Source organism: Spirosoma agri (genome assembly GCF_010747415.1).
In the GTDB taxonomy this organism is placed as follows: domain Bacteria; phylum Bacteroidota; class Bacteroidia; order Cytophagales; family Spirosomataceae; genus Spirosoma; species Spirosoma agri.
Genome location: NZ_JAAGNZ010000005.1, coordinates 103820 through 116143 on the forward strand (window position 1 = coordinate 103820; position 12324 = coordinate 116143).

Sequence of the window (12324 nt, forward strand, 5' to 3'; positions counted from 1 at the left end):
AAGCTCTTTCCTGTTTACCGCTCACTCAAACTTACCGATACACCAGTTAACACTAAGCCCAAAAGAATGAACTAATGTATGGTTGAGTAGAGCTAATAAATGCTTGAAAGCCAGTATTTTATTATTAGAATATGGTCCTCTTGCCTCCCTAGCTGTAAGCCACTGGTCAAACCGATAACTAAGATGCCAAATAGGGCTATTTGCTCAACGAAATGAATATGACGTAACTTGCCCCAGTTTTTACATAAATCAGTTAAAGCATATGAAGAAAATACACTTTTCCGTTTTATTCGTTATAGCCCTGCTTGTGGGCACCCAGTCATTTGCCCAGATGGCCATTGACAAAGGCACCAAATTTGTCAATCTTGGTATTGGCGTGGGTGGTTATGGCTATTTTAATGGAAGCGGCCTGGGCCTGAATGCCGGCCTCGATGTTGGCGTGACGAAGAATATTACAGTGGGTGGCGTACTTGGCTATCGCAGCTATGGTAGCGGAGTCAACTCGTTCGATGCTGGTGTGCGGGGTTCTTACCATTTCAATGAATTACTTCAGTTGGCAACGGATAAAGCTGATTTATATGCAGGTATAGGTGTTTCCTTCTATCGTCTATCATACGGTGATTACTACGCAAATATACCTGGCTTTTCAAATTCGTACACGACAGCATACGTTCCTATTCACATTGGTGGCCGCTATTTCTTCAGCGAAAACGTAGGTGGTTTTGCTGAACTAGGTTCTAGTCTGGCTACGCTGAAATTAGGCGTTACATTCAAACTGTAAGCATACTGTAAGTTCACAAAAAAGGCCTCCTGGTGTCAGGAGGCCTTTTTTGTGGTAGACAAACCTATTTGCTGGCAACTTCCTTTAAACTCCGTACGCCCATGTTCCATAGGATGAACGAGTAAATGTCAGCCGTGGTCTCGATGTTCTTTTTGGTATTACTGGCACCGTGCCCTGAGTTGGTGTCAATCCGTATCAGCACGGGGTTCTGGCCTTTGTACACTTCCTGAAGCGTAGCTGCATATTTGAACGAGTGCGCGGGCACAACGCGGTCATCGTGGTCGGCGGTCGTGATGAGGGTGGCGGGATAATTGGTGCCTGCTTTTAGATTATGAATGGGCGAGTAAGCGTATAAGGCTTTAAACTCGTCGGCGTTATCGCTACTACCGTAATCGGCGATCCAGTTCCAGCCAATCGTGAATTTATGGAACCGCAGCATATCCATGACGCCCACCTGCGGAATGGCCACCCGAAACAAGTCAGGCCGTTGGTTGACAACTGCACCCACCAGCAAGCCACCGTTGGAACCACCCTGAACGGCTAGTTTGGTCGGACTGGTGTATTTCTGAGCGATCAGGTACTCGGCTGCTGCGATGAAATCGTCAAAAACGTTCTGTTTTTTCAGTTTCATACCCTGCTCATGCCATTTCTCACCATATTCACTACCGCCCCGTAAGTTGGCCTGTGCATAAACTCCCCCCTGTTCCAGAAAAGGAATCCGCAGTGGACTGAAGGCTGGCGGCAAACTGATGTTGAAACCGCCATACCCGTACAGGAGCGTCGGATTCGTACCGTCGAGCTTCATTCCCTTTCGATAAGTCAGGAACATGGGTACTTTTGTGCCGTCTTTACTGGTATAAAATACCTGTTTCGTTTCGTAATCGGTCGGCTTGAAATCGACTTCGGGTGCCCGGAAAATCGTGCTCTTACGTGTACCGATATCATAGCGATAGATCGTTGGCGGAAAGGTAAATGACGTAAAGGTATAGAACACGAATTTGTCGTCTTTCTCTCCCCCGAAGCCCCCTGCTGAGCCAATGGCAGGTAGTTGAATAGCACTTTCCATTTTTCCGGCGTAATCGTAGACCTCGACTTTTGACGTTACGTCTTTCGAGTATTCAACGAATAATTTGCCGCCCGCTGCGCTGACACTATTCTCGGCGATAGGCTCCGGTTTTTCGGGAATGAGCGTCGAAAAAGCCTTTTTCTTCGTATCGAAGGCGATCACTTTGCTGTTGGGCGCTTTTTCATTGGTCAGAATCAGCAGGCGATCACCATCGTTGTCGATCACGCTATAGCTAAAGTCAGTTACGTCGTCGATTACGGGTGCGAACGCTTTCTGGTCGGATTTGGCGTCCATAAAAAACAGAGCATTCCCATCTTTCCCTTTGCCCCGATCGCTTACGGATAGCAACAAAAACCGCTCATCATCGGTAGTACTGGCGATGTGAAAGCGTTGCGGGTTTTTCGGATCTTCGTAAATAAGCCGGTCGGCGGACTGGGGCGTATTCAGCTTATGGTAGAAGACCTGATGGTTTTCGTTTTTGGCCGCCAGTGCACTTCCTTCCGGTTTCGGATACCGGCTGTAGTAAAACCCATCGTTCTGCCAGGCTGCACCGGACACCTTGACCCACTCGATTTTGTCGGAAAGGTAGGTTTTGGTCGCCAGTTCCATGACCTGATATTCCTGCCAGTCTGAGCCGCCTTTTGATAAACCGACTACGGCATATTTCCCGTCTTTCGACAGCGCAAAGACGCCTAACCGGGTCGTACCATCGGCCGAAAGTTTGTTCGGGTCGATTACGAGCTCGGGTTTCCCATCAAGCCCTTTCTGCCGGTATAGCACGGACTGATTCTGCAAGCCATCGTTCTTGTAGAAGTAAAACCAGTCACCTTTACGATTGGGGGCCGAGAATTTTGGGTAGTTATAAATTTGCTCCAGTCGGTCCTGAAGTTGCTTTCTGTACGGAATTTGCGCCAAATAGTCGAACGTGACTTTGTTCTCTTCCTTAACCCATTCGGCGGTTTCGGCCGAACGGTCATCTTCGAGCCAGCGATAGGGATCGGCGACTGCCGTGCCGTGGTAGGTATCGGTTTGATCCGTTTTTTTTGCTTTAGGATAAGCCAGTGACGGAGAGCCTGACTGTGCCAAAGCCGCAGAAGAGCTGAGCATAAGCGATAATCGAATGAGATTTATGAAACGCATGTAGTCGTTTGTAGTTGATGAGTTTTGATGGCAACTGCCTACGAAGAACGCTTTAGAATATGGTAATTCCAAGTGATCGAGCCGTAAGACCTACTGGTACCAGTTTCGTTTAGATCAATCAAAATCGGCTTCTGCTGGGTGAAGAAGGGGCTTTGCCTGGAACCTGATGCGCTTATTAACTACCCGTAGCATCACAGTCCTGGGGTAAAATGCTGTCGATTGTCGACGCGCTCTCGTTTATTTTTGTAAATGCACTAAATTTGCTTTTCCTCTTATAAAACAGGTAGCTACTACTGACTTAGCCTTATTTCGCAGCTGTACTAAACGTATTCATGCCAACATTTCTAAAGTGGACGTTACTGTTCATTGGATTGCCTTTCTTGGCCCTTGCCCAGTTACAGATTACGCATCCGATGTCTCGTCTTGTCGTTCAGCGGGGTAGCGACGGCAACGGACGAATTTATTTATCCGGACGCCTGAGTGGCTCGGTCGATCGGGTAGAGGCTCAGTTGACACCCGCATCGGCCGGGCAGGGAACCGCCACCGACTGGCAGGTCGTGCAGACGAATCCAACTAATGCTGTTTTTCTTGGCTACGTAACCGCTTCGGGTGGCTGGTATGTGTTGACGGTCCGGACCATTGTAGGGAGTACTGTAACGGCTCAGGCCACTGTGCAACCCGTTGGTATCGGTGAAGTGTTCGTAACCGCCGGGCAGTCGAATTCGCGCGGACTAGGTATTGGGGATAACGATCTGGGAACCAGTACCGACCGCGTCAATGCCATTGATTCGATTAACCACTCTTATCCGCCGGGGGCCAAGGCACTCGTCTCGTCCGGCGATCCAATGCCCGTACCGGTGTTCAAGCCACTGACGGCTGGCCGGAAAGTTTTTCCAATGGCCGAAAGCTCGTGGAGTTGGGGTGAGCTAGGCGACTATATCGTTAACCGGTACAATGTTCCGGTGGCGTTCTACGTAGCGGGCTGGGATGGTTCTACAGCTGAAAACTGGTACAACTCGGCCAATGGGATTCCGACCTGCAACCGATACTACTGCGTAGAAAACTGGCCCAACCTGCAACCCTATACCAACCTCAAAAATGTCTTACACTATTACAATTCGATAGCGGGTATCCGGGCCGTACTCTGGCAGCAGGGCGAGGCTGAATACAGCTTTGCCGATGGCACGTCGAGTATTCCGCAGTATTACGATCGAATCGTGGGGGTTATCCAGAAGTCGAGGCAGGATTTTGGCGGAAAAACGATTCCGTGGATGATAGCACGCGCTTCCTTTGACGGAACTGAGTTTCGCCCCGCCGTAGTGAACGAACAGCAACGGATCATCGACACGCCGGGTCTGAATGTCTATCAGGGACCTTACAACGATACGATTGTCAACCGGTTTGCCGGTCAGACGGACGTTCATTTTAAAAATGCCACCCGCCCGGCAACGCACCCCCGCTATTACCTAAATCCGACCGCCATTCCCGCCGAAATGGGTCTCTCGCGCCTTGCCCGTAACTGGAACAATAGCCTCACGAACGCCTTTTTTCAAAATTCACAGCCCATTACACCAACGCAGTTTGCCGTTACAGGTACCATAGCGGACAACATCAAACCCGGTGATAACCTGTCGGTTCCTTTCTCCACACTAGGCACGTTCGCGAGCGATAATCAGTGGCAGGTTCAATTACTGGATTCGCTGGGGCGCTACTGGTCAACGCTCGGCAGTGGGTCCACCAGTCCGATCACTATAAAAGTCCCGGACACGCTGCGGCTGGGAAGCCGGTTTCAGCTTCGGGTGGTGGCTACATCGCCGTTCCTGCCCGCCGTACCATCCAATTTGTTCCGGACAAGTGCGACGGCATCGGTAGCCGATGTTAGCTTAAGCATGAGCATTAACCAGTTGTCGCCTAACCTGAACACGCCCATTACCGTCAGTCTTTACGTGCGTAACGACGGGCCCGGCCAAGCAAAGGACGTGGTCGTTCGCAACCGACTGCCCGATAATTTGGCTTTTTCCTTCTCCTCCGAACTGGCATTCAACAACAACGCCGTAACCAGCAGTGCAATGACCATTGATGCCGGTACCACCCGGACGGTTAGTTATGTGGCGTATCCAAACGCTGGTGGAACGTACCGCAATGCCGCTGAAATCGCCCAGGCAACGTCTCCCGATCCAGACAGTCAGCCAAACTCAGGAACGGGTGATGGACAGGACGACATGGTGGTACTGGATTTCCGGACCAAAGAGTCGGGTTCAGGCTTGTTCGTATCCCCCAACCCCAATCAGGTACCGTTGCCAGCGGTCATCAGTAACCAGCCCAGTCCCGATGCGTCGAAGGCCGACCTTAGTTTAAATTTATCCGTTAACAATCAGGTGCCTGCCTTGAACGACATCATAACGTATACCATAACGGTCTCTAACGACGGTGGATTGACGGCGTCGACACTGTTTGTGGGTGCTTACTTACCCGCCGGTCAGACCTTCGTGTCTAGCAATGATCTGACAATGACCAACAACGTCATTACGGGTAGTGTCAGTAATCTGGCTGCGAATAGCAGTAGGACGCTACAATTTACGGCTAGGGTGACTGCATCAGGCGTGAGCACATGCAGCGCACAAGTCTTATCGTCTACGCAGGCCGATCCTGATTCGGTACCCGGTAATGGGACCACCAACGGGGAGGATGATACCAGTCAGGTCGGTATTCGGGTTCGGTAATGAAGAGACTCCTACACAAACACTAACGAGCCGTTTGTGAACGGTTTAGTATGTATCTTCGTTAATACTGTATTTATCTGTGATTTTAAGGATAGTTCAGTCGGTCCTTTCCAATCGTGATGGGGAGGATTTGGCTTGGTCTGTCTTTTAGCCTACGTAGATAAAGTCAGTACGTCAATCGAGTTGTAGAACGCAGTTGGCCCGTTAATCGAAGATGAAAGTTCAGTGGATTGTTCTGGGTGCAGTTGGTATTGCGGTAGCCTTTATGCTTTCGTCGTTTCCGGGCGTTTTTGAGAAACGCGTGGACTACAATACACAGATCAAACCGTTACTGAACAAAAACTGCATTGCCTGCCACGGTGGTGTAAAGAAAGCATCGGGCTTTTCGCTGTTGTTCAAGCATGAAGCACTGGCTCCGGCTGAGTCGGGTAAACCGGCCATTATACCTGGCAATGCCGCAGGCAGCGAAATGATCCGGCGGCTCACACTGGACGATCCTGACGAACGAATGCCGCTCGATCACCCGGCCCTAAAACCGGACGAGATTGATCTGCTGCGAAAGTGGATCGATCAGGGAGCCGAATGGGGAGATCACTGGGCCTATCAGACGGTAGAAAAGCCGGAATTACCAAAAATAGGTACGTTCTGGAGTCGGCTGGGCCTGTCAAAAAATGATGAGACGGACTGGGCTAAAAATGAAATCGATCACTTTATTCTGGATAAATTGAAACAGGATGGCCTGAAACCATCCCCCGAAGCGGATCGGGCAACCCTGCTTCGTCGCCTGTCGCTCGACCTGACCGGATTGCCACCAACGGAAAAAGAAGTCGCCAGTTTCGAGGCCGATAAATCACCCGATGCTTATGAAAAGGTAGTTGATCGTTTGCTGGCCGCTCCGGCCTACGGCGAACGGTGGACGGGTATGTGGCTCGATCTGGCCCGCTATGCGGACACGAAAGGGTACGAACGCGATCCCGGTCGAAAAATATGGCGGTACCGTGATTGGCTCATCAAGGCCTTTAATGAGGACAAACCGTTCGATCAGTTTACGATTGAGCAACTAGCGGGCGATCTGTTGCCCAATCCGTCCGACGCGCAACTTATCGCGACCGGCTTCCACCGGAACACGATGAACAATGACGAAGGCGGAACGCAGGACGAAGAATTCCGGACGGCGGCAGTGATTGACCGCGTCAATACAACCTGGGACGTCTGGCAGGGAACCACGTTCTCGTGTGTGCAGTGTCACAGCCATCCCTACGACCCATTTGTGAACGATGAGTATTACAAATTTCTGGCGTTCTTCAACAACACCCGCGATGAAGATGTGACGAGCGAGACGCCGACCCTGCGATTCTTTAAACCAGCCGACTCGCTGAAAGTGGTTCACCTGCGGCAGTTCATCACCGCGAACGTTCCCGATCCTAAGCAAGCTAAGGCGCAAGCTGACTACTTTACGAAGCTGGTTCGGACGATGGAGCCGAAAATCAATTCGCACGATTTTGATCAGTTGGTCAACGCATCCTTGCTGGATGCCAAGTATTTTGGCTTTCAGCATAAAGGGTCCGTTCGGATCAAAAATGTGACACTGACGGGACGTCCTCGATTATTTATTGCGTGGGGAACAAAAGCGCCCGATGCAACCGTCACCATCCGGCAGGATAACTTGACCGGTACCGTACTGGCAACGGTACCGGTTCCGAAAACGGGTGGTGCCGGTAACGATACCATTCAGCTGATTCCGCTGCCGCTGGTTCAGGGCAAGCACAACCTGTACCTGACGCTTAACAGTCCAACGACGCCCAAAGAATGGGTTCAGATTAAATGGGTGTCGTTTCAGCCGATGCTCCCCGGTCAGCCATTGGATAAGGTTGGGGAGACCGATAAAGTTGTGCTGGATATTCTGAATGCCGATGCTGAACAAACGCCAATCATGCTCGATGGAACGGGCGATCTGGCGCGGGAAACGCATGTGTTTCAGCGGGGTAACTGGATGGTAAAAGGAAAACGTGTAGCGCCTGACGTACCGAAGTCTTTCCCCGCTATGGACCCTGCATTGCCTAAAAACCGACTGGGACTGGCTCAGTGGATGGTTAGTCGGGAGCACCCGTTAACGGCTAGGGTGGCGGTCAATCGATTCTGGGAGCAGCTGTTTGGTACGGGGATCGTCGAAACGGTCGAGGATATGGGTACGCAGGGAATCCCACCAACCCACCGCGAACTGCTGGACTATCTGGCTGTCGAGTTTATGGAAACGGATCAGTGGCATGTAAAAAAACTGCTGAAGCGACTCGTAATGTCGGCTACGTATCGGCAGCAGTCGGCGGTTTCGCCCGAGTTGCTGGCAAAAGATCCGTTCAATAAACTGCTGGCTCGTGGTCCGCGCGTGCGTCTATCCGCCGAAGCGGTCCACGATCAGGCGCTGGCCGTGAGCAACCTGTTGAGCCATAAGCTATACGGTCCAAGCGTGATGCCCATGCAGCCGGATGGTATCTGGCAGTCGCCTTATGACGGTGATAGCTGGAAGCAAAGTACGGGCGACGATCTTCATCGGCGGGCGCTCTATACCTACTGGAAACGTACGGCACCTTACCCATCAATGGTGACGTTTGATAGCCCCAGCCGGGAGTTCTGCCAGTTACGCCGATTGCGCACGAACACGCCTTTGCAGGCTCTTGTCACCCTGAATGATCCGGTTTATGTGGAAGCCGCCCAGCAGTTAGCGGATTATATGCAGCAGCACGGCACGTCTCCTGAACAACAGATACAGGCCGGGTTTCACCGAGTGATGTTGCGGGGTCTGGCTCCTAAAAAACTGGCTATCATGACCCGTCTTTACCGAACGACGGAGGCCCATTATCGGCAGCAGCCGGACGAAGCGAAGAAGCTCATGGCCAGAGCCGATGCCACACCGGCACTGGCCGCATTGACCGTAACGGCCAACACCATGCTGAACCTGGATGAAGTGGTCACCAAAGAATAAATATTGTGGATGATCGGCCGTTGCCGTGGAAATTCGCTCTAGGCTTAGGAACGTATAATCAGCGGGTTTCTGCCCGTGTCAGCTATGAAAAAACTCATCAGCGAACTTCAGCAGGCTGCGGCTGAACGCGAAACCCGGCGGCATTTTTTGCACACCTGTTCAACGGGGCTGGGTGCGATGGCGCTTAGCTCACTTTTGGGAGGCTGTGGGTTTTTTGGTAAAGACGATCCACAGACAAATGTGGTTGGCGCTGCGCTGCAATCCAGCGAGCCGACGGCACCCCATCCATCGCAATTTTTACCCAAAGCCAAACGGGTAATATACATTCATATGGCTGGTTCGCCAAGCCAGCTTGAGCTATTCGACTACAAACCCGAACTGGCTAAATACAACGGTAAAGATTGTCCGCAGGCGTTGCTGGAGGGCAAAAAGTTTGCGTTTATACGGGGTGTTCCCAAAATGCTTGGTCCGCAGGGAAAGTTTGCGCAATATGGTCAGTCGGGCGCGTGGGTGTCCGATTATTTGCCTCATTTACAAGGGGTAGTGGACGATATCTCGTTCTTGAAAGCCATGCATACCGATCAATTCAACCACGCTCCTGCGCAGTTGCTGATGCACACCGGTAGCGCTCGATTGGGTCGACCAAGTATCGGGTCGTGGGTGACGTACGGGCTTGGCACCGAAAACGATAACCTGCCCGGCTACATCGTGCTGGCATCAGGAGGCAAACAACCCGATGCCGGAAAGTCAGTGTGGGGAAGCGGGTTTTTGCCAACAGTTTATCAGGGGGTTCAGTGCCGGACGGATGGTGACCCCGTATTATATGCGTCGGATCCCGCTGGTATGGATCGCAACGTCCGCAAGCAAACGATCGAAGCCATCAGCCAGATCAATCAGCAGCAATACGACGACGTTAAAGACCCGGAAATACTGACCCGGATTTCGCAGTACGAACTGGCGTTCCGGATGCAGATGTCCGTTCCGGATGCGATGAACATCAAAAGCGAACCGCAGTATATTCTGGACAGCTACGGCGTCGATCCGAATAAAGGGTCGTTCGCCCGAAATTGTCTACTGGCCCGGCGGTTGGTCGAGCGCGGAGTGCGGTTTGTTCAACTGTTCGATTGGGGGTGGGATTCCCATGGTACAAGTGCCGATGGCGCGATAGAGATTGGACTACGCACCAAATGCAAAGAGTCTGACCAGGCGGTAGCTGCTTTGCTGACTGATTTGAAGCAGCGCGGTTTGCTGGATGACACACTAGTCGTCTGGGGGGGTGAATTTGGCCGGACGCCTATGCAGGAGAACCGCGATGGTCAGGTTTTACCGTTTATGGGCCGCGACCATCACCTCGAAGCCTTCACGGTCTGGATGGCGGGTGGTGGCGTTAAACGCGGGTTTTCGTACGGCGAAACTGACGATATTGGCTACTACGGCGTTAAAGACAAAGTGCACGTACACGACCTTCAGGCGACCATTTTACACCTGCTTGGTTTCGATCACACCAAGTTGACGTACCAGTTTCAGGGCCGACCGTTCCGCCTGACCGACGTGGCAGGTAAACTGGTCAAACCTATACTTGCCTAGTCTGGCTGGCTAGCGCTAATGGTCCTGCTTCATCGATAAATAGCTACCTTGCTTAAACGTAGGGCGTTTATAGCGCCCGCGTCTTAGTTAGCTATGGCACGTACCTTTCTTATTCATGGGTACGTCGAAGATCCAACGATTTTCGACAAACTCGTTCCTTATTTACCCGCTGCTGAATTTGTCCGAATCAACCTGGCCGACGAATTCGAACGCTGGCAGCCAGTCGGTTTGGTCAATGTGCAACGGGTGGCCAACTACATCGCCGATTGTTACGAGATTGAGGCAACTGATGTGATTATCGGGCATTCGATGGGTGGGTGGATTGCCATTCATATCAAACAACTGACCAATGCAATCGTAATTCAGGTGGCATCCTGGACGGATCAGCGTAAAATTCGGCTCCCGACGCACAATTTGCGCTTGCTTAAAATGCTGCTCTATTCGGGCATTACGCAAAGTCGTCCGCTCCTGAATTATTTTCAGAAACAGTATCCCTTCCAAGAATCCGCTGATTTGTATTGCCGTTTGATGAACGGGATGCGCACGATGAGCCGCCGGTATCTGTATCAGCAGTTGCAGACGCTGTTCGCGCCGGTATCGCCCCTGACTGTTTCACCAGAGTTGCGGATCCATGCCCGTCGGGATAGCATCGTTGCCCGACCCTCCGAACCATTCGTAGAGGTGCCCGGTGATCATTTTGGCCTGGTCTTTTACCCCGAACAAGTCGCTGAAGCAATCCTGACCGTTGATTTGTCTGATTTATTTGACCGACTATGATTTTACTTTCGCTTCGTCGAAGCGCTTTCGTATGACAAAATCAAAGTCGGTCAGATATAGCACAAAAATTATAGTTCAGCCTATTCCAGCACTTTAGGGACTTCAAAAAACTGCTCGTCGTGCTGGGGCGCATTGGCAAGGGCCTGCTCACGGGGAAGTTGATTCCTGACAACATCATCGCGCAACACGTTCGTTTCGGCCGAAATATGGGTGAGCGGTTCGACGCCTGTCGTATCGACCTCATTGAGTTGCTCCATCCAGGTCAGCACACCGTTGAGGCTGTTCAGCAAATCGGCTTCTTCTTCGGGTCGAACCTCCAGACGGGCCAGATGCGCAATTTTATGTAATGTTTCCTGATCTACTTTCATTGCTGTAATGCAACTGGGAAGTCGCTTTAAGTATCTATTCGTTCGTCAATTGCACCGGCTACCTATCCGAAGCGTCTTTACGGAGTTCTGCGTCGATGATTCGATACGTTTCCTCTTTCAGCCAATCGACACTATCCGCAGTAAGCCCTGTCGTTTCGATCGGCGGGTGAACAATGGCCCTGAGCGGGTGCCAGTGCATTCTGACTGTCTCCGTATCGGGCAAAATTTTATAGTTGGTCAGTAGCGTAATGGGCACGATGGGCACTTGCTGCTGAATCGCCATGATGAACGCTCCATCTTTAAACGGGTGGTGCATGGTAGGCAGTTCTTGCGCATGAATGCCACCTTCCGGAAAGATCATAATACTTCGGCCGGAGGCCAGCGTTCGTATCGACTTCGCCAGCGAATAAGCCCGGCTGTTGGGCTGGCCACGGTCTACCTGAACGTGCAGTTTGGCAAACATGTAACCCAGTAACGGAATTTGCTTCACGTCGCTTTTCCCGACGAAAGCGTAGTAGTTATCAACGACCACACCCATTGCCGCAATGTCCAGATACGAAAAATGGTTCGCGCAGAAGACATACACCTGCTTCGGATCGGGTTTGAAGCGCCGTTTGACACGGACCGGTATTCCGACACCCGCGAAGAACAGTATTCCCCAGATGCGATTGATCTGATGCGCCAAGGGCTTCCATGCCTCGCGTTGCAAACACACAAACTGTATCGGGAACAACACCAGATACAGTACGATCAAATAAACAGCACACCAGATTGTGTACAGCAGTCGCATAAGTGTCTGAACGTTAGTTAGTCTGATTCATCTGACCGACTATGATTTTACATTCGCTTCGTTGAAGCGCTCTGTAGCACAAAATCAGAGTCGGTCAGATAAATCAGAC

The 12324-nt window shown here is 51.4% G+C and carries 8 protein-coding genes; 5 read left to right on the forward strand and 3 right to left on the reverse strand.

All coding sequences use genetic code 11. The features are described 5' to 3' along the window. Window positions 1-262 precede the first annotated feature (262 nt). Window positions 263-781, forward strand: coding sequence for a hypothetical protein (locus tag GK091_RS26790; RefSeq protein WP_164043812.1), 519 nt, complete (start codon window positions 263-265; stop codon window positions 779-781). Window positions 782-845: 64 nt separating this feature from the next. Here GK091_RS26790 and GK091_RS26795 read toward each other — a convergent pair whose 3' ends face one another. Beyond that, window positions 846-2954: a prolyl oligopeptidase family serine peptidase gene (locus GK091_RS26795; protein WP_246202441.1), complete on the reverse strand. Its 2109-nt coding sequence runs from the start codon at window positions 2952-2954 to the stop codon at window positions 846-848. Window positions 2955-3319: 365 nt separating this feature from the next. Between GK091_RS26795 and GK091_RS26800 the strand changes: the two genes are divergently transcribed. The 4 genes from GK091_RS26800 to GK091_RS26815 all read left to right on the forward strand — a co-directional run bounded on the left by GK091_RS26800 (window position 3320) and on the right by GK091_RS26815 (window position 11057). Continuing rightward, a complete protein-coding gene (locus GK091_RS26800) occupies window positions 3320-5710 on the forward strand; it encodes a sialate O-acetylesterase (protein WP_164043814.1) in 2391 nt (796 codons plus the stop codon). Window positions 5711-5924: 214 nt separating this feature from the next. Continuing rightward, complete coding sequence (locus GK091_RS26805; protein WP_164043815.1) at window positions 5925-8693, forward strand: DUF1553 domain-containing protein; 2769 nt, start codon at window positions 5925-5927, stop codon at window positions 8691-8693. Window positions 8694-8777: 84 nt separating this feature from the next. Beyond that, window positions 8778-10280 carry a DUF1501 domain-containing protein gene (locus tag GK091_RS26810; protein ID WP_164043816.1) on the forward strand — a complete coding sequence of 501 codons (1503 nt, stop codon included), beginning with the start codon at window positions 8778-8780 and terminating at the stop codon, window positions 10278-10280. A gap of 93 nt (window positions 10281-10373) precedes the next feature. Continuing rightward, on the forward strand, window positions 10374-11057 hold the full coding sequence (locus GK091_RS26815) for an alpha/beta hydrolase (protein WP_164043817.1): 684 nt from the start codon (window positions 10374-10376) through the stop codon (window positions 11055-11057). Between the two features lie 80 nt (window positions 11058-11137). On the opposite strand, the gene gatC is transcribed toward GK091_RS26815, so the two are convergent. Continuing rightward, entirely contained in the window at window positions 11138-11425 is a 288-nt protein-coding gene (gene gatC / locus GK091_RS26820) for an Asp-tRNA(Asn)/Glu-tRNA(Gln) amidotransferase subunit GatC (RefSeq protein ID WP_164043818.1), read from the reverse strand. A 58-nt stretch (window positions 11426-11483) separates the two neighbouring features. After that, window positions 11484-12215, reverse strand: a complete 732-nt coding sequence (locus GK091_RS26825) for a lysophospholipid acyltransferase family protein (protein ID WP_164043819.1) — start codon at window positions 12213-12215, stop codon at window positions 11484-11486. Window positions 12216-12324 lie beyond the last annotated feature (109 nt).

What these genes read in the sequence shown, in the direction of transcription:
- GK091_RS26790 (WP_164043812.1), top strand. Translation starts at nt 263, where the DNA reads ATGAAGAAAATACACTTTTCCGTTTTATTCGTTATAGCCCTGCTTGTG.
- GK091_RS26795 (WP_246202441.1), bottom strand. Translation starts at nt 2,954, where the DNA reads ATGCTCAGCTCTTCTGCGGCTTTGGCACAGTCAGGCTCTCCGTCACTG.
- GK091_RS26800 (WP_164043814.1), top strand. Translation starts at nt 3,320, where the DNA reads ATGCCAACATTTCTAAAGTGGACGTTACTGTTCATTGGATTGCCTTTC.
- GK091_RS26805 (WP_164043815.1), top strand. Translation starts at nt 5,925, where the DNA reads ATGAAAGTTCAGTGGATTGTTCTGGGTGCAGTTGGTATTGCGGTAGCC.
- GK091_RS26810 (WP_164043816.1), top strand. Translation starts at nt 8,778, where the DNA reads ATGAAAAAACTCATCAGCGAACTTCAGCAGGCTGCGGCTGAACGCGAA.
- GK091_RS26815 (WP_164043817.1), top strand. Translation starts at nt 10,374, where the DNA reads ATGGCACGTACCTTTCTTATTCATGGGTACGTCGAAGATCCAACGATT.
- gatC (WP_164043818.1), bottom strand. Translation starts at nt 11,425, where the DNA reads ATGAAAGTAGATCAGGAAACATTACATAAAATTGCGCATCTGGCCCGT.
- GK091_RS26825 (WP_164043819.1), bottom strand. Translation starts at nt 12,215, where the DNA reads ATGCGACTGCTGTACACAATCTGGTGTGCTGTTTATTTGATCGTACTG.